This is a genomic window from Streptomyces sp. IBSNAI002 (genome assembly GCF_052244475.1).
GTDB lineage: Bacteria > Actinomycetota > Actinomycetes > Streptomycetales > Streptomycetaceae > Streptomyces.
Genome location: NZ_JBQPXG010000002.1, coordinates 1,296,531 through 1,320,543, shown reverse-complemented (window position 1 = coordinate 1,320,543; position 24,013 = coordinate 1,296,531). Strand labels below are relative to the sequence as shown.

At 71.8% G+C, this 24,013-nt stretch carries 22 protein-coding genes; 1 reads left to right on the top strand and 21 read right to left on the bottom strand.

Going from position 1 to position 24,013, the window contains the following annotated elements; translation table 11 throughout:
* Positions 1-44 precede the first annotated feature (44 nt).
* The gene (gene katG / locus ACTVZO_RS06415; RefSeq protein ID WP_443297452.1) at positions 45-2,255 is read right to left on the bottom strand and encodes a catalase/peroxidase HPI; all 2,211 of its coding nucleotides are present in this window, start codon (positions 2,253-2,255) and stop codon (positions 45-47) included.
* A gap of 234 nt (positions 2,256-2,489) precedes the next feature.
* Between katG and ACTVZO_RS06410 the strand changes: the two genes are divergently transcribed.
* Positions 2,490-2,900, top strand: coding sequence for a Fur family transcriptional regulator (locus ACTVZO_RS06410; protein ID WP_443297451.1), 411 nt, complete (start codon positions 2,490-2,492; stop codon positions 2,898-2,900).
* Here the strand turns inward: ACTVZO_RS06410 and ACTVZO_RS06405 are convergent.
* The 20 genes from ACTVZO_RS06405 to ACTVZO_RS06310 all read right to left on the bottom strand — a co-directional run bounded on the left by ACTVZO_RS06405 (position 2,866) and on the right by ACTVZO_RS06310 (position 24,013).
* Positions 2,866-4,122, bottom strand: a complete 1,257-nt coding sequence (locus ACTVZO_RS06405) for a cytochrome P450 family protein (RefSeq protein WP_443297450.1) — start codon at positions 4,120-4,122, stop codon at positions 2,866-2,868. The genes ACTVZO_RS06410 and ACTVZO_RS06405 overlap by 35 nt on opposite strands.
* The gene (locus ACTVZO_RS06400) at positions 4,119-5,309 is read right to left on the bottom strand and encodes an MAB_1171c family putative transporter (RefSeq protein ID WP_443297449.1); all 1,191 of its coding nucleotides are present in this window, start codon (positions 5,307-5,309) and stop codon (positions 4,119-4,121) included. The genes ACTVZO_RS06405 and ACTVZO_RS06400 overlap by 4 nt, the downstream gene beginning before the upstream one ends.
* Positions 5,306-5,803 (bottom strand): hypothetical protein, encoded by a 498-nt coding sequence (locus ACTVZO_RS06395; RefSeq protein WP_443297448.1) that lies wholly within the window; start codon positions 5,801-5,803, stop codon positions 5,306-5,308. Before ACTVZO_RS06395 ends, ACTVZO_RS06400 begins: the two co-directional genes overlap by 4 nt.
* Before the next feature lie 212 nt (positions 5,804-6,015).
* A complete protein-coding gene (locus ACTVZO_RS06390; protein ID WP_443297447.1) occupies positions 6,016-6,468 on the bottom strand; it encodes a helix-turn-helix domain-containing protein in 453 nt (150 codons plus the stop codon).
* Between the two features lie 50 nt (positions 6,469-6,518).
* A complete protein-coding gene (locus tag ACTVZO_RS06385) occupies positions 6,519-7,271 on the bottom strand; it encodes a thioesterase II family protein (protein WP_443297446.1) in 753 nt (250 codons plus the stop codon).
* Between the two features lie 20 nt (positions 7,272-7,291).
* Positions 7,292-8,101, bottom strand: a complete 810-nt coding sequence (locus ACTVZO_RS06380; protein ID WP_443297445.1) for an ArsR/SmtB family transcription factor — start codon at positions 8,099-8,101, stop codon at positions 7,292-7,294.
* Between the two features lie 216 nt (positions 8,102-8,317).
* Positions 8,318-8,686, bottom strand: a complete 369-nt coding sequence (locus ACTVZO_RS06375) for a hypothetical protein (RefSeq protein WP_443297444.1) — start codon at positions 8,684-8,686, stop codon at positions 8,318-8,320.
* 50 nt (positions 8,687-8,736) lie between these two features.
* A complete protein-coding gene (locus tag ACTVZO_RS06370) occupies positions 8,737-9,501 on the bottom strand; it encodes a hypothetical protein (protein ID WP_443297443.1) in 765 nt (254 codons plus the stop codon).
* On the bottom strand, positions 9,485-11,095 hold the full coding sequence (locus ACTVZO_RS06365) for a substrate-binding domain-containing protein (protein ID WP_443297442.1): 1,611 nt from the start codon (positions 11,093-11,095) through the stop codon (positions 9,485-9,487). The genes ACTVZO_RS06370 and ACTVZO_RS06365 overlap by 17 nt, the downstream gene beginning before the upstream one ends.
* Entirely contained in the window at positions 11,092-12,336 is a 1,245-nt protein-coding gene (locus tag ACTVZO_RS06360) for a hypothetical protein (RefSeq protein WP_443297441.1), read from the bottom strand. The genes ACTVZO_RS06365 and ACTVZO_RS06360 overlap by 4 nt, the downstream gene beginning before the upstream one ends.
* Before the next feature lie 122 nt (positions 12,337-12,458).
* Positions 12,459-13,685, bottom strand: coding sequence for an amino acid kinase family protein (locus tag ACTVZO_RS06355; protein ID WP_443297440.1), 1,227 nt, complete (start codon positions 13,683-13,685; stop codon positions 12,459-12,461).
* Positions 13,682-14,731, bottom strand: coding sequence for an aspartate-semialdehyde dehydrogenase (locus ACTVZO_RS06350; RefSeq protein WP_443297439.1), 1,050 nt, complete (start codon positions 14,729-14,731; stop codon positions 13,682-13,684). Before ACTVZO_RS06350 ends, ACTVZO_RS06355 begins: the two co-directional genes overlap by 4 nt.
* 49 nt (positions 14,732-14,780) lie before the next feature.
* Complete coding sequence (locus tag ACTVZO_RS06345; RefSeq protein WP_443297438.1) at positions 14,781-15,740, bottom strand: GlxA family transcriptional regulator; 960 nt, start codon at positions 15,738-15,740, stop codon at positions 14,781-14,783.
* 95 nt (positions 15,741-15,835) lie between these two features.
* Entirely contained in the window at positions 15,836-16,297 is a 462-nt protein-coding gene (locus ACTVZO_RS06340; RefSeq protein ID WP_443297437.1) for a LuxR C-terminal-related transcriptional regulator, read from the bottom strand.
* 56 nt (positions 16,298-16,353) lie between these two features.
* A complete protein-coding gene (locus tag ACTVZO_RS06335; protein WP_443297436.1) occupies positions 16,354-17,811 on the bottom strand; it encodes an aldehyde dehydrogenase family protein in 1,458 nt (485 codons plus the stop codon).
* Between the two features lie 43 nt (positions 17,812-17,854).
* Complete coding sequence (locus tag ACTVZO_RS06330) at positions 17,855-19,165, bottom strand: hydroxyacid-oxoacid transhydrogenase (protein ID WP_443297435.1); 1,311 nt, start codon at positions 19,163-19,165, stop codon at positions 17,855-17,857.
* 190 nt (positions 19,166-19,355) lie between these two features.
* Positions 19,356-20,594 (bottom strand): ATP-grasp domain-containing protein, encoded by a 1,239-nt coding sequence (locus ACTVZO_RS06325; RefSeq protein WP_443297434.1) that lies wholly within the window; start codon positions 20,592-20,594, stop codon positions 19,356-19,358.
* Between the two features lie 38 nt (positions 20,595-20,632).
* Entirely contained in the window at positions 20,633-21,985 is a 1,353-nt protein-coding gene (locus ACTVZO_RS06320) for an MFS transporter (protein WP_443297433.1), read from the bottom strand.
* A 78-nt stretch (positions 21,986-22,063) separates the two neighbouring features.
* Positions 22,064-23,182, bottom strand: coding sequence for a M14 family metallopeptidase (locus tag ACTVZO_RS06315; protein WP_443297432.1), 1,119 nt, complete (start codon positions 23,180-23,182; stop codon positions 22,064-22,066).
* Positions 23,183-23,245: 63 nt separating this feature from the next.
* Entirely contained in the window at positions 23,246-24,013 is a 768-nt protein-coding gene (locus tag ACTVZO_RS06310) for a hypothetical protein (RefSeq protein WP_443297431.1), read from the bottom strand.

The following is a 24,013-nucleotide window of genomic DNA, read 5'->3' as shown; positions in this document are numbered from 1 at the left end:
TCCGGGCCGGCCCCCCGGAAGGGGAGCCGGCCCGGACGGCGGGATCAGACGAGGTCGAACCGGTCCAGGTTCATGACCTTGTCCCACGCGGAGACGAAGTCCTTGACGAACTTCGTCTTCGCGTCGTCGCTCGCGTAGACCTCCGCGAGCGCGCGCAGCTCGGAGTTCGAGCCGAACACGAGGTCGGCGCGCGTACCGGTCCACTTGACCGCGCCACTGGCGTCACGGCCCTCGAACTCGTCCTGCGCCGAGGACGTCGACTTCCACGTCGTGCCCATGTCGAGCAGGTTGACGAAGAAGTCGTTGGACAGGGTGCCCGGCTTGTCCGTGAGGACGCCGAGCTTCGACCCGCCGTGGTTGGCGCCCAGGACGCGCAGACCGCCGATGAGCACGGTCAGCTCGGGTGCGCTGACCGTCAGCAGGTTCGCGCGGTCGACCAGCAGGAACTCGGCCGGCAGGCGGTTGCCCTTGCCCGTGTAGCTGCGGAAGCCGTCGGCGGCCGGCTCGAGCGCGGCGAAGGACTCGACGTCCGTCTGCTCCTGCGAGGCGTCGACACGGCCCGGCGTGAAGGGCACCTCGACGTCGACGCCGCCGTCCTTCGCGGCCTTCTCGACGGCCGCGGAGCCCGCGAGCACGATCAGGTCGGCCAGCGAGACCTTCTTGGCGCCGGTGTTGAAGGACTCCTGGATGCCCTCCAGCGTGCGCAGCACCTGCGCGAGGTCGTCCGGGTTGTTGACCTCCCAGGTGCGCTGCGGCTCCAGGCGGATGCGGGCGCCGTTGGCGCCGCCGCGCTTGTCGCTGCCGCGGAAGGAGGAGGCCGAGGCCCAGGCTGCGGAGACCAGCTGCGCGATGGTGAGGTCCGAGGCGAGGATCTGCTCCTTGAGGGAGGCGATGTCCGCCGCGTCGACGAGCTCGCCCTCGCGCGCCGGCAGCGGGTCCTGCCACAGCAGCGTCTCGGAGGGGACCTCCGGGCCGAGGTAGCGCACGGCCGGGCCCATGTCGCGGTGCGTCAGCTTGTACCAGGCGCGGGCGAAGGCGTCCGCGAACTGGTCGGGGTTCTCGTAGAAGCGCCGCGAGATCTGCTCGTAGACCGGGTCGAAGCGCAGCGACAGGTCGGTGGTGAGCATGGTCGGGAGGTGCTTCTTCGAGGCGTCGTGCGCGTCCGGGATGATCGCCTCGGCGTTCTTCGCCACCCACTGGTTCGCGCCGGCCGGGCTCTGGGTGAGCTCGTACTCGTACTCGAAGAGGTGCTTGAAGAAGTCGTGGCCCCACTGGGCGGGGGTGGTGGTCCAGGTGACCTCCAGACCACTGGTGATCGCGTCGGCGCCCTTGCCGGTGCCGAACGAGTTCGCCCAGCCGAAGCCCTGCGCCTCGATGGAAGCGGCCTCGGGGTCGGCGCCGACGTTGTCCGCCGGGCCGGCGCCGTGCGTCTTGCCGAAGGTGTGTCCGCCGGCGATCAGCGCGACCGTCTCCTCGTCGTTCATCGCCATGCGGCGGAACGTCTCGCGGATGTCGCGGGCCGCGGCGACCGGGTCCGGGTTGCCGTTGGGGCCCTCCGGGTTGACGTAGATGAGGCCCATCTGGACCGCGCCGAGCGGGCTCTCCAGCTCACGGTCGCCGGTGTAGCGCTGGTCGTCGAGCCAGGTGGTCTCGGGACCCCAGTACACGTCCTCGTCGGCCTCCCAGACGTCGGCGCGGCCGCCGGCGAAGCCGAAGGTCGTGAAGCCCATCGTCTCCAGGGCGACGTTGCCCGTGAGGATCATGAGGTCGGCCCAGGAGATGGACTGGCCGTACTTCTGCTTGACCGGCCACAGCAGACGGCGGGCCTTGTCGAGGTTGCCGTTGTCCGGCCAGGAGTTCAGGGGGGCGAAGCGCTGCTGGCCCGCGCCGGCGCCGCCGCGGCCGTCGCTGATGCGGTACGTGCCCGCGCTGTGCCAGGCCATGCGGATCATGAGCGGGCCGTAGTTGCCGAAGTCGGCCGGCCACCAGTCCTGCGAGGTGGTGAGCACGTCGGCGATGTCGCGCTTGACCGCCGCGAGGTCGAGGGCCTCGAAGGCGGCCGCGTAGTCGAACTCCTCGCCGAGGGGGTTGGCCACGGCGGGGTTCTTGGCAAGGATCTTCAGGTTGAGCCGCTCCGGCCACCACTGGCGGTTTCCGCCGCCCTGGGTCGGGTGGGGGGCGCGCTCGTGGGCGACGGGGCAGCCACCGCCCTCGGTTTTGGCGTCTACGACGATTGCATCGTGGTTCTCAGACATGGGAATCCTTCCGGACCAGGCGGACAGCGGTCTCGACGCCGAGTGGTCACCGTCCCGGACGGTCTCGAATGACTCCTGCCGCTTTGGGGTCATTCATCCTCTTGGCTATCAACGAAACCGATCCTACGATGGACAGAATCCAAGTCAAGACGGACACCAAGCCAATATCCCATCGGATCTCCGACGTCCCCGTGAACCACGGACATCCCGCCGAGCCTGAAAAGGTGAGCCGATATGAGTGACCTGCTGGAACGGCTGCGAGCGCGCGGCTGGCGGTTGACGTCCCAGCGGCGTGTCGTCGCGGAGGTCCTCGACTGCGAGCACGTCCACCTCACGGCGGACGAGGTGCACGCCCGCGCCGCCGGCCGGCTGCCCGAGATCTCCCGGGCGACCGTCTACAACGCCCTGGGCGAGCTCGTCACCCTCGGTGAGGTCGTCGAGGTCTCCACCGACGGCCGCGCCAAGCGGTACGACCCCAACGCGCACCGGCCCCACCAGCACCTCATCTGCTCCGGCTGCGGCCTCATCCGCGATGTCCACCCGACGGGCAGCCCGCTGGCCGGGCTCCCCGCGGAGGAACGGTTCGGCTTCACCGTGTCCGGGGTCGAGGTCACCTACCGGGGGCTGTGCCCGGCCTGCGCGTAGCGGTGCCCTCGGCCGCCACGGCGACCGGCAGCTCCCGGACGGCGTGGAACCTGAAGGTCGTCGTCCAGGGGACCTCGTGCGCGGGGCACGCGAGCCGGAGGTCCGGCATCCGGCGCAGCAGCGTGCCGAGGGCCACGGAGACCTGCATGCGGGCCAGCGGCGCCCCGAGGCAGTAGTGCAGCCCGTGGCCCAGGGAGAGGTGCGCCTTGTCCGCCCGGCCGAGGTCGAACCGGTCGGGGTCGGGGTAGCGCTCCGGGTCGCGGTGAGCGGCGGCGAGGGAGAACAGCACCGTGTCCCCGGCGGGGATCCGCACCCCGCCGATGTCGAGGGGCTCGGTCGGGAACCGGCGGATCGCGGTGTGGTTCGGGTGCGAATGGCGCAGCAGCTCCTCCACGGCCTGCGGCAGCAGCTCCGGGCGGGCCCGCAGCGCCGCCAGCTCCTCCGGATGCGTGAGCAGCGTGAGCAGGCCGTTGCCCAGCAGGTGCTGGACGTTCTCACTGCCGGCCATGAGGAGGAGGAAGGCCAGCGAGACGAGCTCGTTCTCGGTGAGCCGGTCCTCGTCGTCCCTGGCCGCGATCAGGTCCGACAGCATGTCGTCACCGGGGCGGGCGCGGCGCCGGGCCACCAGGTCGAGCAGGAAGCCGTGGATGGCCTCGATCGCGGAGCCGAGCTCCTCCCGGGACGTGGGCGCGAGCATGGTGGCGACCCAGCCGGAGAACGCCCCCCGGTCGGCCTCGGGCACGGCGAGCAGCTCGCCGATGACCGTGAGGGGCAGCGGCCGGGCGAACTCCTCGACCACGTCGGCCCGCCCCTCGGCCGCCGTGCGCTCCGTGAGCCGGTCGGCCAGGGCGTCCACCGCCGCCTGTACGGAGCCGCGCAGGCCCTCGACGTGGCGGGGGGTGAACCCCTGGGACACCAGGCGGCGCAGCCGCAGGTGGTCGTCCGCGTCGATGTTCAGCAGGTTCGCGTCGAGCGCCGGGGGCAGGGAGAAGCCCTTGAAGCCCGTTCCCGAGTGCCTCTTGTTGACGGACAGCCTGGGATCGACGAGGCCCTGGCGGACATCGGCCTCCCGGGTCACCAGCCAGACCGGCGAGCCGTCCGGCAGCGCCACGCGGTGCACGGATCCCTGCTCGCGCAGCCGCGCGTACATGGCATGGGGATCGGCCGGGAAGCCGTGCCCGAAGGGCTGGGGGAGGGTGGTGGGGGCGGTGTTCACGGTCATGCGGGTTCCTTGCGTGGTGTGCCGGGGGCTTTCGGGTGGCCGGCGTAGCGGACGGCGATGGGCGAGGACATGGCACGGGCCAGTCTCCGCTGGAAGGCGAGTTCGGCCGCGAGGTCTCCGGGGGCCGCGGCCATCGGAGTCTGCGGCGGGCACCGGGGCGGGAGGTCGCGGCGCTTCGCGTCGATCGCGTTCCTGAGCTGCGCCGCCTCCACCACGGCCGCCAGTTCCTCCCCGCGCAGGCCGGCCCGCTCGGCGTCCCGCCGGGCCAGCTCGGCCACGTCCGCGTCCATCCAGGTGCGCAGCGCCCACTGGGCGTCGCGGATCTCGATCACCATGCGGTACAGGCGGGTCCGCAGGTCCAGGGCCCCGGTGCACGGCAGCACGGGCTCCGGGACGTGCTCGGTCAGGCCGCGGTGCAGGGGGGCGAGCGCACGGTGGGCGCCGCGGTGTCCCAGCCGGTCGCGCAGGGAGGTGAGGTGCGGGCCCCAGTCCGGCAGGATCCAGCCGATCGTCTGGACGATCACGGCGATCGCCACCCCGAGCTGCGCGACGGGCTCCCAGGCGCGGCCGTCGTGCCCGAGCTGGGCCGCGACGACGTCGGCGGTCCGGGCGGCCGTGTAGACGAGCGCGAAGGGCAGGGTGAGGGCGACCATGCGCAGGCCGCGGCGCAGCCAGGGCGACGGCGCGATCCTCGCGTACCGCAGGCCCATCACGCCGACCTGCACCTGGTTCGCGGTGAACGCGGCCAGGTAGACGACGAGGTAGGCGGGCGTGAACCGGGCCCGGGCGATGGCGAAGTCGTGCGGCGCCTCGCCGTGGGCCGACGCCGCGAAGAACAGCACCGCCATGGTGACCAGGACCAGTCCCAGGGCCACCACGCGGGGGACCGCCTTGCGGCGGGCCGCTTCCGGACCGTGGCTGAAGTGCAGCAGGACCAGCTGCTGGCAGACCGTCATGACGACCACGCAGCTCTGTGTCAGCAGGCCGGAGAAGTTCTCGATGCCGGTCAACTCGCTGACCCGCACCCAGACGGACGGGGTGGACACGGTGAAGATGACGAAGAGCAGCAGGAAGTTGGCGACCAGGGCGACCTGGGGGACCGAGCGGTCCGTCCGGAGCACCCGGGCCTTGTAGCCGAGGGCCACCAGGGCCACGCACGAACAGAGCGGATAGAGAAGCGTGTTCACGCCGGGTCCCGTGCCGCGGGCGACTCCAGCGAGCTGAGCCGCTCGGCGATCTCCCGGGCTTCCGGGGGCACGGTCCAGGTGGGGTGGACGTTCCACGTGCCGATGAGCCCGCCGATCAGCGAACCCACCAGCTCGGCCTCCTGCTCGGCCTCCGAATCGCCGTGTTCGCGGCCCATGACCCGCTGTACGAGCGCCGGGTCGAGCGAGGGCATCAGCAGCCGCGAGGCGTCCACGCTCATGACGGGCGAGGTGTCGTGGTCGCACACCACGTGGCCGATCTCGTGGAGGATCACCTGCTGCTGGTGGACGGGTACCAGACGCTCCTCGGCGAAGATGTAGTCCCGGGATTCGGTCGCGACCCACAGTCCGTGCGGCCCGGCGGAGGGGAGGGCGAGGGTGACGATGTGCACCGGCCGTTCGCGCAGGGTGCCGACGTAGGCGCACAGTTCGTCGACGGTCAGTTTCCCGCCGGGCGGCAGACGCAGCTCGCGCACCCTCTCCCGGCACCGCTCGGCCAGTGGGTTGGCGGCCGGGCCGCCGCGTTTCGATCGCCAGCGCACGACGATCACAGCACGTCGACGCTGAGTGCTGCACCGCTGAACATCCTGGTCCCCCCGAGTGATCGTCAGGGGTTCTACCCCAGCACAGTTGCCCCGGCTGGAACAGGCGGGTTTGCGCCAGTAGGCCGGTCGAGAGGGGTTCCCCGTCAGCTTTCCGCGGGACTCCCGGATTGCGGCGGGTCCTCCGCCAGTCCCTCCAACTCGCGTACTCTCTCTATCAGTTCGTTGATCGAGCGCAGGCTGCGCTCCGACAGTCCCGCGGTCCTCAGCGCGACCCGCTGGACCTGGGCGTCGCGCATGGCCGCCAGCAGGGCCAGCTCGGAGTCGACGGTGGCGGTCACCTCGTCGTCGAAGAAGTAGGCGGGCGGCACACCGAAGAACTTCGCGAGCCCCTCGATGTGCCGCAGCGTCGGATTGTCCCGCTGGCCCTTGCGCAGCAGCCAGATGTAACTGCCCGAGATGGGGACGCCGGACGCCGTGATGGCACGGGCGACCTCCTCGCCCGTGTAGGGCCCGCGGCCGGCCGGCGTCGTGGCACCGAACAGGTGGTTCAGCTTGTCGGCCAGGCTGCCGGCCGGCTTGTCGTCGGGGTTGGTCATGCGCCGTGCCTCCATCTTCGAAGGCGCACTTTACCTTCGTGCCTGACGGGTCAGCCTGCGGCCGGGGAGCGGGTCGCGAGCCCCATCAACCGCGGTGCGTGGTCGGCGAGATAGAAGTGGCCGCCGGGGAACACGTGCCGTGCGTAGGAGCCGGTGGTGACCGAGGCCCACGCGTCGATCCGGCCGAGGTCCACCTGGGGATCGCGGTCTCCGGTCAGGGCGAGTACGTCCGCCCGCACGGGCGCGGCGGCCGGGTCGGCCCGGTAGGAATCGACCAGGTGGTAGTCGTTGCGGACGATGTCGAGCACCATCTCCCGCAGGTCCGGATCGTCGAACACCGCCGAGCGGGTGCCCCCGAGCCTGGTCATGGAGGCCATGAGCGCCTCGTCGTCACGGATCACCGCGGCGTCCGGCTCGGGCCCCGCCCGCAGCTCCCGGCCCGACACGCACAGCCGCGTGACGGACGAGGAGCCCCAGGCCTCCAGCAGCCGCAGGGTCTCGTAGGCGACCGCCGCCCCCATGCTGTGGCCGAAGAACACCGTCTCCCGGGCGTCGTCCGGCCCCTCGGCCAGCGCCTCGGCCACACCCTGGGCCAGCTGCTTCATCGTCGGGACCAGCGGCTCGGCCAGCCGGTTCTCCCGGCCCGGGTACTGGACGGACCGCAACGTGCAGCCGGGGCCCAGGTGCTGTGCCCAATCGCGGAAGTAGCTCGCGCTGCCGCCCGCGTGGGGGAAGGCGACCACGCGGGTCTCCGCGTCCGGGCCGGGCCCGTAGGCCACCAGCCAGGGGGACTTCTTGCTCATGGTGGTTCCGGCCAATCTGGCTAGCCGAGCACGGCTTCGCCGAGGTGGGTGAGGCGGTGGACGACGAGGTTGCTCTTCCGCTCCGTCGCCACCAGCCCGGACCGCCGGAGCACGCTGACGTGCTTGCTCGCGGACGGCTTCGAGATGTGCAGGCGGCGGGAGATGTCGCCGGTGGAGCTGGGTACGCGGACGCTCTCCAGGACGCTGGCCCGGGTGTGCCCGAGCAGCTCGCGCAGGGCGGCCGTGCCGTCCTCCTCAGCCTGCCACAGGGAGGAGGCCGCCTCGATGTCGAGCGGGACGTTGTAGACCAGTGTGGTCAGCCCCTGACGGCCGCTCTCCGGGTCCAGGACGAGCGGGCGGCTGGCGAACAGGGAGGGGGCGAGGGCGATCCCGTCGCCGGTGAGGCGGATCTCCCGGGCGTTCTGCCCGTTGTCCACCCGTAAGTAGGGCGCGTCCCAGTCGATGGTCGGGTGCAGCCGGTTGAGCGCGCTCTCGACGCCGCCCGACAGGGCCGTCCGCCCGAACAGCTCCCGCTCCGTCTCCAGATGGCTGCGGATCCGCCCCCAGAACGGTTCGATCGCCGTGGCGTGGAAGTACCCGCCGGCCGGGGAGGGCCCCGCCGCGGCGCGGGACGCGGGCGGCGGGGCCGAGGCGGCGATCGTGGAGATCCGGCGCAGTCTTCGCTTCACCTGCCGGCGCCATTCGCTGAACTCGTCCTGGAGCGGTTCCGCGTATCTCAGCTCCGCGAGGCGCGATTCGAACTCCGCCCCCAGAGTGCCGATGAAGCGTATTCGGGACAGGTCCTCGACGGTCAGCCGGAGGGTAACCAACGCATTTCTCCTGATGTCAAAGCCATGCACGCGGTTCCCCGCGCGCCCCCATACCTTGCGCATCCACATGAGTTGACGACTGTCGGCCAGCCTACAGTGATCAACCGGCCTCGGGGCAGGGTGCTTTCGAGCCATCGGGTTCGGAGGGTGCGGCCGTGCCGTCAGCCGGCCCGGCCGGCTCCCGCACTGTGCGCTCAGGACGTGCTCAGGACGTGTTCAGCGGGCAGGCTGCGGCACCGGCCCGGTCCCGTCGCCCACCTCCTCCACGGCCGGCGCCTCGGGCGGCCGGCGCATGACCGGACCCAGCACGGGCGACAGGGCGATGAGGCCCAGCAGTGTCGAGCAGGCCAGCAGTGTGGCGGGCCGCCCACACCAGTCGAAGGCGGCGCCCGCGGCGAACGGAGCGATCGCGGCGCCGCCCGCACCGCAGATGTTCGCCACGCTCATCACCCGGCCGCGGTGGGTGTCCGGAGTGCGCTGCAGCTGGTACGTGGTGAAGTAGGCGCAGAAGAAGTTCGTGACCGTCGCGTACAGCAGGCCCAGCCGCGGGAAGGGGCGCCCGGAGATCCAGCGGATGCCGTCCACCAGGTCCCGCGCGGACCACCCCCAGGCCCCCCGTCCGCCCGGCGGGCGGCCTAACGGAAGATGGCCATCGCCTGGACCTCCAGGACCCCTTCGCCGGGGTTCCACTCCTGGACCTTGCCCAGGCAGCGGGCCGAGAAGGTGCCCCGGGGGACCTGGTTGCGCAGGCCCTCCGTGGCGCAGGTGATCTTGACCCGGGGACCCCGGGACGGATCGGCCGGATCCCCGTACGGGGCGAGGAAAACGGTGGAGCCGGCGCGCTCCGGGCCGTCGCCGGTCGCCCGGAACCGGCCCCGGACCAGGACGAAGCCCTCGATGTCGCGCAGCCGTACGGCGCCCTGCCCGCCCGAGGCCGTCCGCAGCAGCGCGGGGCTGCGGGTGACGGACCGGCCGGGGAGGTCGACGTGCACGATGACCCGCTTCTCCTCCAGCACCTTCATGATCAGGCCGATCACCGAGATCGGTTCCGCCACCTCCATGTAGCGGCTGACGATCTCGGTGTTCTCCCTGCGGCCGCCGTCCGCGCCGACGCCGAATACCTTCGCGCGGACGGTGCCGTCCTTGCTGTCGCTGGTGCGCTGCTCGACCTCCTTGCGCAGGGCGGCCGTGTACCCGCGCATCTGGTAGTGGTCCATGACCGTCCGGTCGTGCAGGTAGAAGCAGATGCCGTCGGTGATGTCCTGGGCGGCGGCCCGCCGGACCCGGACCAGCCGCAGCACCGCCACCGCCAGCAGCGCGGCGAGGCCCGCCGCGGTGACCGCCCACAGCAGCATCCAGGGCCACCACACGGCCCACCACGCTTCACTCGTGACACCCACGGATCTCCTTGAAGGCGCTGAGAAGGGACTGCCCGGTGGCATCGGCCATGTGCCCGCCGGTGGCCCGGGCGGCCCGGTCGAGCTCCCGAGGGTCGGCGTCCCCGTACCGGACGGTGTAGGTGCGCACGGCGCGGGCCGCCTCCGGCAGGGCGGCGTACCGGGCGAGGAACGCGTCGAGGCTCATCCCGGCGTTGTTCTCCCCGTCGGTCATGAGCACGATGGAGACGCGCTGCCCGGGGTCCTTCGCCAGCGCGTCGGCCGCCGTCCGGTAGCCGTGGTCGAGGGCCGACCAGACGGCGGTGCTCGTGCCGAAGCCCTCGTCGGCGACCATCGCGCGCAGCCGTTCCAGGTCGGCAGCCCCCGTGTACGTCACGCTCCGCTCGTCCAGCACCTCGCCGCCGAAGCGCACCACCGTGACGGTCTCGCCCTGGTGGAACCGGGTGAACGTGCCGGAACCGGAGCCGTCCGCGCCGCTCAGCCCGGCCATCGTGGCGCGCAGGCCCTCGATGCGCTCGCCGCGCATGGAGCGGGAGAAGTCGAGTAGGAAGACCACCCGCACCGGACGGCCGCCGCGCGCCTCGGCGTAGTCGGCCAGCAGCCGGTCCACGACCGCCTGGCTGTCCGGGAAGTACAGGGCGTTGCCGAGCGGGGCGCGCAGGCCCGGGACGCGGGTGAGGCCGGGGTCGACCGGCCTGCGCAGCGTGCGCTCCATGATCCTGCGCTGCACCGGCTCGCTCCGGAGCCAGTCCGTCAGCCGGTCGTACGCGGCCCGCTTGGCCGGATCCAGCAGCATCAGCGGGTAGTCGGACAGCACGATGCCGTCCTTGGGGTAGACGATCTCGAGCGGAGCGCGCAGGGTGCCGGCCCGGTTGAGGGCGAGCAGCTCGGACTCGTAGGTGATCAGCGCGTCGAGGCCGTCCTCGGCCCGTACGTACGCGTCGGCGAGGCGGCCGGAGGAGTCCTCGGTCACCGCGTGCCCGGCGAAGAACCCGCGCAGCCGGTCGCAGGAGACGTCCTCGGGCCGCAGCGCGCCGCCGGTGCCCGCCGCGGCCGTCGCGACGCCCACCAGCGCGGCGAGCCCGCTGTTGGCCCTGCGCGGATCGGCCATGGCGTACTTCAGCGTCCCGGCGGCCGCCGCGTCCGCGAGATCGGCCCACGACACCTGCCCGTCGGGGGCCGCCCGGCGCAGCCGCTCGGCCGCCTCGGGCTTGAGGCCGACGACGACGGGGGAGCGCATGGTGCTCGTGGAGAGCGGGCCCTCCGTCCGGCGCCCGCCCTCCTTCAGCAGGAGCTGGAAGGGGCGGGAGGAGGAGAGCCAGGCCAGGTCGTGCCGGTAGCGGCCGGTGGCCAGCGAGGCGGTGGCCTCGACGGTCCCCTGGTACTCCATCGTCAGCGTGATGCCCGTCTCGCGGCGCAGGTCCTCGAAGAGGGGCTGCATGTCGGCGAGTTCGGAGCCGGCCAGCACCCGCAGGGTCACCGGCCCGTCCCGGTCCCCGGTGCAGGACGTGAGCGAGGCCACCACGCACAGGCAGGCCAGGGCGAGCGCCGCCAGCGCCCGGCGGCGGCGCCGGCCGGGCGGCGCGGGGGCCGTCACGGCGCCCCGTCCGGGAGCTGGGCGGGCGGGCAGTCGCCGACGATGGAGATCATCTGCTCCAGGTGGCGGATGCGGGGCATGGGCGAGCGGGTGTCGTCACCGCGCAGGGCGGGCACCGGGATGTCCCGCTCGGTCAGGAACCGCGACAGCTGGTCGCCGGCGACCTCCCCGGCCGGGTCCAGGATCCGGAAGCCCAGCTCCATCGCGCGCCGGCGCAGGTCCGGGTCGGTGGCGATCAGTTCGCCGAGCCGCTCGCCCCTCGCGTTGAGGGAGATGAACTGCGGCTGGGTCACGAACTGGCTGGAGGGGTAGAGCAGCACCCGTTCGGAGTCGGTCCGGCCGGACTCGGAGCGGTAGCGGACCTGGTAGGTGAGGTACTGGTGCTCGTACGCCACGACCACCGGGGCGATCCCCTTGCCCTCGGGCGAGATGTAGGTCCGGAACACGTCGGCCGCGGGCAGTCCCTGCTCCATGAGGTGCTTGACGGACTGCGCGCGGGCGGTCGCCTCCTGCGTGGTGGCGGGGACGTCGGGGCCGGTGCCGCGCCAGGTGAAGGAGACCAGCGCCAGATACGTCCCGGCCGAGTTGGAGCCGCACACGTCGGGGCTCTGCGCGACGATCCGGTTGGCGTTGGAGATCCCGTGCCGGCGGATGCCGAGGTCGTTCCAGCGCTGTCCCCGGTCGATGCTGTCGAGGAACTTCCGCATGTCCAGCGAGTAGTACAGCGGCCGGTCCGACCCCTCGGCGGGCAGCGGGGCGGCGATGCCGGCGTCGTGCAGGGTCTCGGCGTACTCCCGGTAGGTCGCGAGCACGATGGGGCTCACGAACGGGCGGTGCACCTTGGCGTACTGGCCGGCCGACGCGCGCACGCCGGTGATCAGGTCCCCGGCCGGCTGGCCGGAGGGGAAGACGAAGTCGAAGGCGGCCAGGTCCCGCAGGGCGACCTCGCGCGAGCCCGAGCTGGTGACGTGCACCTTCACCCGGTGCTTCAGCAGGATCCGGCGGACCTCCTCGTTCTCGAAGAAGTCCCGCTTCGAGGCCATCTTGCCCTCGAGGACCACGACGCTCTCGAAGGGCAGCAGCAGGTTCCCCGACACCGCCAGCGTCGCCAGCCCCGTCAGTACGGTGGCCAGCGCGGGCAGGAAGAACAGCAGCAGGCCCCGCCGCGACCACGAGCCGGAGGACCGGCGCCGGACGGCCAGCCGGGGCTCCTCGACGACCGGTCTCTCCCCGACAACCACCCATGCCCCCCAGCACGTCGGCCCCACCCTCGAAGCGGCAGCATCCACCGCCCGGTTGGCCGTTCACGCACGGTCCGGCGAATCCCGCGTGAACAACTGTGCCGAAAACGTGCAGAGTTGACTCACCGGCCGGCGTTTCCGGGATGCCGGGAGCCGAACAGGACGTCGCTGTGGGGGGAGCGCGCCTTGGCCGGCGCGGGCGCCGCCGGGCCCGGGGTGCCCGCCGGGTCCGGGTACAGCAGGGCGTGGCGCCGGCGGGCCTCCGCGTCGGCGTCGGCGCGGGACACCAGGACGTGCTCGGCCCGGCCGTCGGCGCGCACCGTGGTGATCAGGCACAGGTCGTCGTGGCGCCGCCCGGCGCCGAGGTGGGCCGCCGTACCCCGCACCCCGGCCGGCACCACCAGATAGGTGCCGCTCGCCGAGTCGAACTCGGTGGTCCGCAGCCCGTCCGACAGCAGCCCCCGCGCGGCCGCCCGGCGCTCCGGGCCGGACCGGAAGCGCCAGACCTCGCTGCCCTTGTGTGCGACGACCGCGGCCGCCTCGGGCCCCTCGCCGACGACGGTGCCCTCGCCGGAGCCCGCACCGCCGGCCCACGGGAAGGGCCGGCAGTGCAGCCGTACGCCCCCGCGCTCCGCCCAGTCCACGGCGCTCTCGTGCACGACCTTGGCTCCGTGCCGCGACATCCGCCGCACGCCCTCGTAACTGATCCCGGCCAGGGTCCGCGCCGCCGGCACCACGTAGGGGTCCGCCGTGCACACGCCGGGCACGTCGGAGAAGAGCACGCAGGTACCGGCGCCGAGCGCCGCCGCCATCGCGGCCGCCGACAGGTCGGAGCTGTTGCGGCCCAGCATGACGGTCCGGCCGCCCGCGTCCACCGCCTGCCCGCCCGGCACGACCAGGACGGGGCTGTCCTCCAGGCCCGCCAGCAGCACCGCGGGATCGGCCCGCACCAGCCTCGCCCGGTCGGCGGGCCCCTCGCCCAGCAGCCCGGTGCCGGCCGCCGTCAGCGGCAGCGCGGGCACGCCCTCGGCGTCGAGGGCGGCCGCAAGCAGGGCGACGCTCACCGTCTCGCCGCTGGTCAGCAGCATGGCGGCGACCGGAGCGGGCGGATCCGCGGCCAGTACGTCGAGGGTCTGCTGGAGCCTGCCGGTGGTGCCGGACATCGCACTCACCACGACGACCACGGGGCGCGCGTCCTCCGCCGCCCGGCGCGCCGTGTACCGCGCCACCCGGGCGAAGCCGTCCAGGTCGGCGAAGGCGGACCCGCCGAACTTCACCACCAGGGGGCGCCGTTCCCGCCCGGCGCGGGGCGATCCGCCCGCAGGTCCGCCCGCCGGTGCGCCGGTCAAGCCAACCACCCGTTCTTCGTGGCGAGTTCCACGATCTGCAGGGCGTTGAGCGCCGCCCCCACCCACAGGTTGTCCGCGACCACCCACACCGCCACGGCCCGCGGGTCCTCCGGCTCCACCCGGATGCGGCCGACGTGCACCAGCGCCCGGTCCTCGGGCCGGGCGAAGACGGAGCGGGGCATCGGGTACGAAGGGTTCTGGGCCCGGGTGTAGACCCGCAGGCCCTCGGTGGCCGCCAGCGCCTTCTCGACCGCCGCGGTGGTGACCGGTTCGCGCAGCCTGACGTGGACCGCCTCGGAGTGGCAGTGGAAGACGGGCACGCGCACCGCCGTTGCACTCACCCGCAGTCCGGGCAGGCCGAGGATCCTGCGCGGTTCGCGGACGAGTTTGCGCTCCTCGTGCGTGAGCCCCTGGTCGTCCTGGAGGCCGATCTCGGGTACGAGGCTGAAGGGGAGCGGCTGTCCGAACCGCCCGCCCGGCTCTCCTTGGGCCGCGGGGTCGTCGAGGATCCGCCGGGATCCCCCGGCCAGTTCCTCCAGACCCCGCACCCCGCCCCCGGACGCCGCCTGATAGGTGGCCACCACGACGCTGTCCAGCGTGCCGAGTTCGTGCAGCGGCCGGAGGGCGCGCACCATCTGGATGGTCGAGCAGTTGGGGTTCGCCACCAGGTTGGAGCCCGGCCGGACCGCGAGGGCGCCGGGGTTGACCTGGGGGACCACGAGAGGGACGTCCGGCCGCATGCGGAACGCGGAACTGTTGTCGACGACCAGCACACCGGCCGCGGCCAGCCGCTCCGCCTCCCGGTTGCTGACGTCCACGCCCGCGCAGAAGACGGCCACGTCCAGATCCCGGGGGTCGAGCTCCTCGACGGTCACCAGCGGTGCCATCGGCAGGGACAGTGCGAGTTCTGCGCCCAGGTCCCGGCCGACGCTGCGCGCCGAGCCGACCGGCACCACCCGCTCCACCGGCACGATCCCGCTGTCGAGCAGGGCCAGGCACTCCCGGCCCACGGCGCCGGTGGCGCCGACTATCGCGATGCGCAGCATTCCCGTCCTCCTGTTTCGCGCCCGGGCGGGCGCCCGCGGCCTGTGTCTGTCAGGTGAGAGAACCCCGGAAGGCGCGCCGGTAGGCGTTCGGGGTGGTGTTGAGCGAGCGCACGAACTGGTGGCGCAGGGCTGCCGCGTTGGGGAATCCCGTACGGGCGGCCACCGCCTCCATCGTCTCGTCCGTGTTCTCGAGCAGCCGCTGGGCGCTCAGCACCCGCTGCGCCAGCAGCCAGCGGTACGGGGTGGTGCCGGTCTCCATCCGGAAGCGGCGGGCGAAGGTGCGCGGCGACATGCACGCCAGGGCCGACAGCTGCTCGACGCTGATCTCCTGGTCCAGGTTCTTCTCGGCCCAGGAGAGCACGTCGCGCACGCCGTCCTCGCGGTACTCCGCCACCGGCCTCTCGATGTACTGGGCCTGGCCGCCGTCCCGGTGCGGGGGCACGACCATGCGCCGGGCGATGGCATTGGCGACATCACTGCCCTGGAGCTTGCGCACCAGGTGGAGCGCGGCGTCGATCCCCGCGGAGGTGCCGGCCGAGGTGAAGACCGGATCCTCGTCGACGTACAGCACGCCCGGCTCGACCTCGGCCTTCGGATACCGCTCGGCGAGCGCGGCGGCGTACCGCCAGTGCGTGGTGCAGCGCCGTCCGTCGAGCAGCCCGGCCGCCCCCAGGACGAAGGCCCCCACGCAGACGCTGAGCACCCGGGCGCCGCGCGCCACGGCCTGGCGCAGGGCCTCCAGGAGGTCCGGAGGGAAGTCCCTGGTGTGGAAGTCGTCCCCGACGGGGATGGCGATGAGGTCCGCGTCCGCGAGGCGGTCGAGGCCGTACGGCGTGCTGATGGTGAACCCCGGGACCGCTCGCACGGACGCGGATTCCGCGGCGACGAGTGCGAAGTCGTAGGCGGGCAGCCCCTCCTCCTGGCGGTCGATCCCGAACACCTCGCATACGACGCCCAGCTCGAACGGGTGGACGTTGTCGAGTAGCACAGCGGCTACGTTCTTCAGCATGGGATCCAATGTGGCAGGGATTCGTGGTGTTCTGACAGTCCCACCACTGTCAGGTGGCCAAAAGCTCCCGCACACTGTCGTCATGCATCCCGCAATCACTCGCCGATCGAGACGATACCGCCGCGGATTCCCATGACGACGGCCTGCGTGCGATCAGAGGCACCCACCTTGGAAAAGACGGCGGACAAATGATTGCGGACCGTCTTCTCCGATATGCCGAGCGAGCTGGCCACCCGCCGGTTCGACTTGCCCTGGGAGACGAGTACCAGAATCTCGCGTTCGCGTGCGGTCAGGGAGGAAAGGGGTTCCCGGGACGTGGGATCCGCGGGGATGTCAACGGGGCCGGGGGCGGTCTGCTGCTCGTCACAGGTATCCGTACGCAGGTCCTCGATCATCTGCTCCTGGGCTTCCAGCGCGTCCTGCACCTCACCGAGAGCCTTGTGCATCCTGTCGACCGCTTCGGCCAGGGCCGTAACGGGCTGCGGTGGCGCACCACAGAATTCACAGCACCTCTTGTCCCTCAAATCCACGACTCGCCTCTGCACGACACGTGCCATCAGGTGCACTCCCTTAATGCAGATGTGATAACCGAACCGCTCTTTTCGCTGATGGCTCAAGAAGGAAGCTGCGTGTGGATGGCGACCGTCTTGCACCGTGTGTACTCCCGCAGTGCCTCCAGTCCTTTCTCCACGCCTATCCCCGAGCGCTGGTATCCCCCGAAGGGAAGCTCGACGCCGCCGGCCGCGCTGTAGTTGTTCACGAACACCTGCCCCACCCGCAGCCGCTGGGCGAGCCAGTGGGCGGTGGTCACGTCGGACGTCCACACCCCGGCGGCCAGCCCGTAGGTGGTGTTCTCCGCGAGCCCGACCGCTTCGTCCAGGGTGTCGAAGACCGATACGCACAGGACCGGGCCGAAGATCTCCTCGTGGAACACCCGGTGTTCGGGTGTCACGTGATCCAGCAGGGTGGGTTCCACGTAGAACCCGCCCGTGTGGGCCGCCCCTTCGGGCGCCTTGCCGCCGGTGCGGACCACGGCGTCGCCGGCGCCCTCGGCCAGGTAGCCGAGCACCCGGTCGCGCTGTTTCGCGGAGATGAGCGGTCCCATGTCGGGATCGCCGATCCCCGGGCCGATCCGCAGGGCGCGGAACGCCGACGTGAGGGCCGCCACCAGTTCGCCGTGCACGGACCGGTGGACGAGCAGCCGGCTTCCGGCCGAGCAGTTCTGTCCCGCGTGCTCGGTGATCGAATCGACGATCAGCGGCAGCGCCCGCGCGGTGTCGGCGTCCGGGAGCACGATGTGCGGGGACTTGCCCCCGAGCTCGAGGGTGACCGGCACGATGTTCCGTGCGGCCGCGGTCATCACGGCCTCGCCGATCTCCCGCGATCCGGTGAACGCCAGCCGGTCCACCCCGGGATGCGCGGCCAGCGCGGCTCCCGCCTCCTCTCCGTAGCCCGGCACGACGTTCAGCGCGCCCGCCGGAAGGCCTGCTCTCAAAACGATGTCCGCCAGCCGGAGCGAGGTCAACGGCGCGTCCTCGGCGGGCTTGAGCACACAGCAGTTTCCGGCCGCGAGGGCGGGTGCCACGGTCCTCGCGGCGATCTGCAGCGGGTAGTTCCACGGGATGATGTGCCCGCACACCCCGTACGGCTCCCGCAGGGTGAAGGCGAACCGGTCCGCCTGATGCAGGATCGTTTCACCACCCAGTGCCTCGACGGCGCCGGCATAGAAGTCGAAGTAGCGTGCGGCGACGTCGGCGTCGACCAGGGACTGGCTCAGCGGCTTGCCGGTGTCCAGGGTCTCCAATCTGGCCAGTTCCGAACGTTCGGCGCGGATCGCCGCCGCGATCCGGCGGCACACCCCGGACCGCTCCGCCACCGTGGCGAACCGCCAGGCGGACTCGTACGTGTGCCGCGCCGCGTCCACGGCGTCCGCGATCTCGGCCGCGCCGCAGCGGGCCACTCGTGCGAAAGGGCGGCCGTTCGACGGATCGAGGACGTCGATCCACGCCGTCGCGGGAACCTTCTTTCCCGCGATGACGGCCGTGTGCTCGGTTAAGTCTGCTTCGCTCACGGGGGCCTCAAGCTCCTTGCGTGGGGGACCGCAACACTCGTCGTCAGCCGGTCATCGAGCCGCCGAGAATTCTCTTCAGATCACGAGCGGCGACATCGCGAGGGCAGCACACCAGGAGGCGCTGCTGTTTGAGCGCACCATCGACAAGTGCAGGGAGATCCTTGCCCGAATAACCGAAGGACGCAAGGCCGCCCGGCCCGGCGGTGTCCGCGACGAGTTGCTGCAGCGTGGCCGGAAGTACGTCTGCTCCATGTGCCGTTGACACTCCGCTGAGATTCGCGCCGAGTAACTCGGCTGCACGCAGGTGTCGTTCGGGAGATGTCGGATAGGTGAATTCGAATGCGGCGGGTGCCGTGGAGACCACCGCGGCGCCGTGCGGCACCATGGCGTGATCGACCGAATATCCCTCCGGCCGGTAGTCGCGCACCAGTCCGGCTATCGGATAGGCGCACGCGTGCGGAATATGGGTTCCGGCATTTCCGAACCCCATTCCCGCATAGCTCGCCGCCTGGCTCATCCCGATCCGGGCTTCCAGGTCGTCGGGATTGAGCACGGCCCGCCGCAGGTAGCGGCCGACCAGTCGCAGCGCCTGCTCCACCCACACGTCGCTGATCGGATTGGCGCCCACGTACAGCGGCCGGGCCTCGGGCGTGGGGTAGGGCGGACGCCGGTCGTAGGGGCGGGCCGTATACGACTCGCAGGCGTGCGTCAGCACGTCGTACCCCGAGGACGCGGTGACCGCCGGCGGCAGGGTGAGCGTGTTGGCGGGATCGATCAGGGCCAGGGACGGCAGCAGCCGCAGATCGCTGATCCCCGTCTTCACGTTCAGGCCGCTGACGCCGAGGGCGACCATCGCCGTGCACTCGCTGCCGCTGCCGGCCGTGGTGGGCACCGCCACCAGCGGTTTGAGCGGGCCGGGGATCCTGGCCCCCGCGCCGATCGGCGCGTTCAGGTAGTCGCGTACCGACCGGCCGGGGTAGGTGAGCAGCAGGTTCAGCATCTTGGCCGTGTCGATCGCACTGCCGCCGCCGAGGCCCACGTAGCCGTCCACCCGGAGGGACGCCAGTTCCCGGGCGGCCTGCGTGACGCTCTCGTCCGTGGGCTCCACCTGGGCGCGGTCGAAGACCGAGACCGCGATCCCCTCCTGCTCGATGAGCTTGGCGACCCGGGCCGGCAGGCCGAGGCCGGCCAGCCCCCGGTCGGTCACCAGCAGGACCGAGCGGACGCCGGCTCTGCGCAGTTCGTAGCCGATTTCCCGCGTGGCGCCGACACCGAATTTCAGTGGTGGGGCCTGCCAGCCGATGATCCTCTCGTGCTCTGGAGAACTTCCGCCGACCCACGCAACCGGCTCCACCGTCTGCCCTCGCCCTCTTGACCGATCGGCAACATTACGTTGCATATTCATTCCGAATTTGATCAGGTGAGGGCCACACTAGTCCGGCCAATTCACCCTCACCATAGGACTCTCGTCCCATACGGGAGGGGGCGGGGTGTCCGAATTGCCACCCCGCCCCCTCCCGCCCCGCGCCCCCCTCGGGCCCCTGTCAGGCGGGTTCCACCATCAGCTGCGCCTCGATCTCCTTGACACGGACGGTGTCCGCGTCAACGGATTCCTGACTCGCTCCGGCGAGGATGACCCAGCCCAGACTGGTGAACAGGTCCTCCGTACACGGCACCCGCTCACCGTTCGCGTACGGCAGGCCGAGGCGCTGGAAGGTGGACAGCTCGCGCACCGCGTCCAGGGCCTCGGCGTTGCGCAGGATCCCCTCGCGCGGGCTGGACAGCCACACCACGCGCACCGGCTGCACGATCTCGTACCCCGGGGCGAACGTACCGTCGAGGTGGTGGCGGACCGTCCGGTCGATCTGGCAGTCCCCGGTGGCCAGTCGGGCCGAGTACTGCAGACAGCTCCCGGCCAGCCGCGCGGCCGTCTCGATCAGCCGCGGGCCGTCGGCCGTGAGCATGACCTCGGTGTGCGTACAGCCGGTACGGATGCCGACCGCCTGCGCCACCTGCCGGGTGTACTCGCCCAGCAACACCGCGATCGGGTCCTGCGGGGCCAGGTAGTCGACCGCGTCGTAGATCCCGATCCGGTCGTTCTTCGCCGACTTGCTGTAGCGGCTGACCGAGACCAGCCCGAACTTCCCGTCGACCGAGTACGTGTCGACGATGTACTCCGTCCCCTCGGCGAACTCCTGCACCAGGACGGTGTCGTTGCGGATGTCGAAGCGGTTGACCGAGCCGAGCAGCCGGCCGAAGTACGGTCGCCAGTCCTCCCGCGCCCCGACCTTGTGCACGTCGTCCGTGCCTCCGCTGCGGCGCGGCTTGAGCACCAGCGGCCGCCCCTCCAGCCCGTTGTCGCGGATCCACGCGGCGACCTCCTCGGGGTCGTCGGTGGCGATCTGGCGCAGGTGCGGAATGCCGGCGGCCGCGACGGCCTGGCCCATGGGCCATTTGTCACGGCGGGCTTCGGACAGTTCGAACACGTTGCCCGTGCCCGGCATCAGCCGCTCGATCAGGGCGTCGACCAGCATCACCGCGGACTCGTTGCCCGGCACGATGGCCACCGGGTCGTAGCCCTTCACCACACGGAGCAGCTCCTCGAAGTCCCCGTCGTGGTGGTGCGTACGGAAGAAGGCGTCCGGATTCCAGGTACGCCGGTAGGAGTTCAGCGGTCCGGGGGTGCTCAGCACGGCCACCGGTTCGATGTCTCGCTCCCGGAAGGCGTTCGCATACTCGGCCGCGCCGGAGTAGGGGTCGACGAGAATCGCGTAGCGGGGCATTTCTTTTCCTCCTGAATAGTGCACGGGCGCTGTCTGCCTCACTTGCCGACCGCGGCCTCCGCGCCGGTGCCCAGGCCTTCACCGGACCCCGCGCCGCCGTCCGGCTCCGTACGGGCCGGCTCGCGGTCGGCGGCGCCCGTCGGACGCACACCCAGCCAGGCTGCGCCCACCGCGAGCAGCCCGAGGGACCCGCACCCGAGCCACAGGCCGTCTCCGAACCGGTTCCAGAGCGTGACGCCGAGGAACGGGCCCACCGCGGTGCCGAGTCCGTACAGCGAGTTCGACGCGCCCAGGTAGCGGCCGCGCAGCTCGGGCGGTCCGGCCTGCGCGGGATAGGCGAAGAAGAGCGTCGGATAGCCGATGATCTCGCCGAGCGACCAGACCAGGGTCGCGATCACCAGCGCGGCGATCCCCCAGGGCAGGGCGTACAGGCTCATTCCGATGCCGGTCAGCGCCACACCGGCGATCACCGCGATCCTGGCCGGCCAGCGCTGCACCACCTTGGCGACCAGCAGCTCGCAGGTGATGACGAGCGCCCCGTTCAGCGCGACCATCGCCGCGTACACGCCGGTGCTCAGGCCGAGGTGCTTGACCGTCAGCGGAAGGGTCGACACGTACTGGATGTAGATGACCGAGCTCACGAACATCGCCACCAGGAACAGCACGTAGCGGCCGTCCGACAGGACCGCGAGATAGCTCGGCTTGCGGCCCGCGGCCGCCCCCGGCTCCTCGGTGTGCGCCGCCTCCTTGCTCCCGGCCGCTTCGCCCGGGCCGCGGGGCAGGGTCACCCCGGCCACGGCCGCGAAGACCAGGATCGCCAGGGCCTCGCCCCAGAAGAGGAAGTCCCAGGACACGGTCACCAGGGCCGCGCCCAGCAGCGGGGCGGCGGTCGTGCCGAGGTTGATCGCCAGCCGGACCATGGCGAAGATCATGACCTGGCGTTCGGCGGGGATCAGCTGGCTGATCATGCTCGTGGAGGCCGGACGGTACGCCTGGCTCAGGGCCGCGCCGACCCCGATGACCGCCAGGATCGCCGGATAGCCGTCCAGGTACAGGACCGCGGGGAACAGCAGCGCCGAGCCCACCAGCGTCGACATGATGGTCAGCCGCGGGCCGATCCGGTCGGACATCCAGCCGCCGGTGAGCACCCCCAGCACGGTTCCCGCGCCGTAGACGCCGAGGGCGATGCCGGCCTGGGTGTCGGAGAACCCGCGCTGCGTCATGTACAGCACCATGAAGACCTGGATGAAACCGCCGAGTCTGTTCACCGCGGTTCCGACCAGCAGGGACTTGACCGCGGTCGGTGACTCCCGCCAGACCGTCTTGATGCCGACGTGCACGGGCTTCGGCTCCGTCTCGTTCACTGCAGAGGGCGAATCGCTGCTTGCCATGGGATCACTCTGCGATGGCGCAGACCAGGGCGACAGTGGCCAGACTGACGTCCGTCCACGATTTCCTGCCACGCCCGGTCATCCGGCGTCCCCCGGCTTCGCGTCCGCGAGTCCGGCGAGGGCCTGCGCGAAGACCTCGCGCGCCCGCCGGCCGATCCGCTCCCGCCACTGCGCGTCGTCCGCCGGGCAGAACGCCGCACGGATCAGCTGCTTGAGACCGGACCGGACCGCCTCGGCCGGCGGGTGGTGCCGGTGCAGCCAGGCGTCCGCGCACAGCGCGAGCAGCACCTCGGGACCGGGCTGGGTGCCGAACTCCAGGGTGATGGCCGTGAGCCGGCTGCCGGGGCCCAGGCCGTCGGCGACCGCGGTCGCGGTGTTGCCGACGATGGGCGTGGACGAGGAGGTGCCCAGCTCCGATGCGGTGAGCGCGTCCCCGTACCAGCGCCGGGCCCGTTCGTGCGCGTGCTCGTCGCGGCCGCCGCGGAAGATGGGCTCGCCGACACCGCGCTCGCCGAGCCCCGTGTGCAGGTCGATGTAGGCGACGTGCGCGGCGCCGGCGATCTGCTCCGCCACCACCGTGCGGAACACCCGCTGGGACCAGACGGGACGCACTCCGCCGTAGAACAGCCCGTCGGCGTGCCGGTACTGACCCCGGGTCACGGCCTCCTGCAGGGTCTGCGGGCCGAGCCGGTCGCGCAGCGCGTTCAGGCCCGCCACCAGCTCGCGCGGGGCGAAGGCCCGGGAGCCGGGGGAGCCGGGCGGCACCAGGGCCGCGTGCACGGCGTCGTACGCGTCGTTGTGCGGCGGCGCCGCATGGTCGACGAAGTTCCGGTTGAGGTCGACGTTGTCCTCGTTGACCCGCCGCAGGTACGCGAAGCCGTACGGATTGAGGGCGTGCACCAGCAGCACGCCCGTCCCCGGCCCGGCCTCCCGGGCCATCCCCTCGCGCAGCAGGATCCCGGTCTGGCACGCCGAGCCGCAGAAGCCCTCGATGCCGTGCGTCCCGGAGACCGTCACCAGCAGCTTCTCCGGACCGGGCGGTCCCACGTACGCGGTGTCCACGCAGAGCTCACCGCCGTCGGGCCCGCGGTGCCCCGGCAGCGCGAACGTCCTGAGCCGCGCGCCCGCCGCTTCGGCGGCGTGCAGGAAGTCCGCGCGGGCCCGCGCGTAGTCGGAGGGAAAGGCGACGTCTGCCATGGCTGTCTCGCGCTCCTGGAGGTCCGGGTTCCGGGGTTACGGGTCACGGGTCCGGTACGGGCCTCAGCCGCGCCCGGAGGGCAGCGGCACACCCAGGGCCGCGAGGATCGAGTGCGCCCCGTCCTGGGTGGGAACGTGCAGCATGCACAGCACCCGGTCCCCGGGCGCCGCGTGCCGCTCGAAGTACGCGTTCGCCTCGGGCACGTAGCTGGTGGGCCGCTCCCGGTAGAGGTCGCGCGGGCGGCCGATGCCCGGGAAGACGCCCAGGGAGGCGTCGAAGGGGGAGCCGGGCACGAGCGCCTCGGCCACCTCGGCGGCCAGCGCCTCGCGGCTGCCGTCCTTGCCCGCGAGATCCGGGTACATGGAGATGTCCGGATGCCCGCTGAACGCCGACATCGCACAGTGCACCACGGGGTTGTACGTCTTGAGCGCGATCACCTCGGGGAACGGGCGGCCGTCGGCCAGCAGCCGGGCGAAGTGCACGGACCAGCTCTCACCGAAGACCGGACCGTTGCGGTACTTGTCGCCCACGAACTGGATCATGACGTGCAGACAGGAGCGCCCCGACGGGATCGGCGCCCAGTGCGAGGTGAGCAGCGAGACGACGCGGTCGCGCTCCCGGTCGACCCCGACGACGACGTAGTCGGCCTCGGTCAGCATGTCGCGGCGGAGCGTGAACAGCTGGCGCGTCTGGAGACCGGGCATGGTCTCCACCAGGCCGTCCACGATCCACTTCTCGGTCTCGGTCGGCAGCTCCCGGCCGGGCGGCAGGGCCATCACCTCGACTCCCTGCCGCCCGTCCGGCCGGCCGGCCCGGCCGTTGTCCGGCAC

Bases quoted from the DNA above. Each gene is read 5' to 3' on its own strand.
- katG (WP_443297452.1), bottom strand. From the start codon at position 2,255: ATGTCTGAGAACCACGATGCAATCGTCGTAGACGCCAAAACCGAGGGC.
- ACTVZO_RS06410 (WP_443297451.1), top strand. From the start codon at position 2,490: ATGAGTGACCTGCTGGAACGGCTGCGAGCGCGCGGCTGGCGGTTGACG.
- ACTVZO_RS06405 (WP_443297450.1), bottom strand. From the start codon at position 4,122: ATGACCGTGAACACCGCCCCCACCACCCTCCCCCAGCCCTTCGGGCAC.
- ACTVZO_RS06390 (WP_443297447.1), bottom strand. From the start codon at position 6,468: ATGACCAACCCCGACGACAAGCCGGCCGGCAGCCTGGCCGACAAGCTG.
- ACTVZO_RS06385 (WP_443297446.1), bottom strand. From the start codon at position 7,271: ATGAGCAAGAAGTCCCCCTGGCTGGTGGCCTACGGGCCCGGCCCGGAC.
- ACTVZO_RS06350 (WP_443297439.1), bottom strand. From the start codon at position 14,731: ATGCTGCGCATCGCGATAGTCGGCGCCACCGGCGCCGTGGGCCGGGAG.
- ACTVZO_RS06345 (WP_443297438.1), bottom strand. From the start codon at position 15,740: ATGCTGAAGAACGTAGCCGCTGTGCTACTCGACAACGTCCACCCGTTC.
- ACTVZO_RS06340 (WP_443297437.1), bottom strand. From the start codon at position 16,297: ATGGCACGTGTCGTGCAGAGGCGAGTCGTGGATTTGAGGGACAAGAGG.
- ACTVZO_RS06325 (WP_443297434.1), bottom strand. From the start codon at position 20,594: ATGCCCCGCTACGCGATTCTCGTCGACCCCTACTCCGGCGCGGCCGAG.
- ACTVZO_RS06320 (WP_443297433.1), bottom strand. From the start codon at position 21,985: ATGGCAAGCAGCGATTCGCCCTCTGCAGTGAACGAGACGGAGCCGAAG.
- ACTVZO_RS06315 (WP_443297432.1), bottom strand. From the start codon at position 23,182: ATGGCAGACGTCGCCTTTCCCTCCGACTACGCGCGGGCCCGCGCGGAC.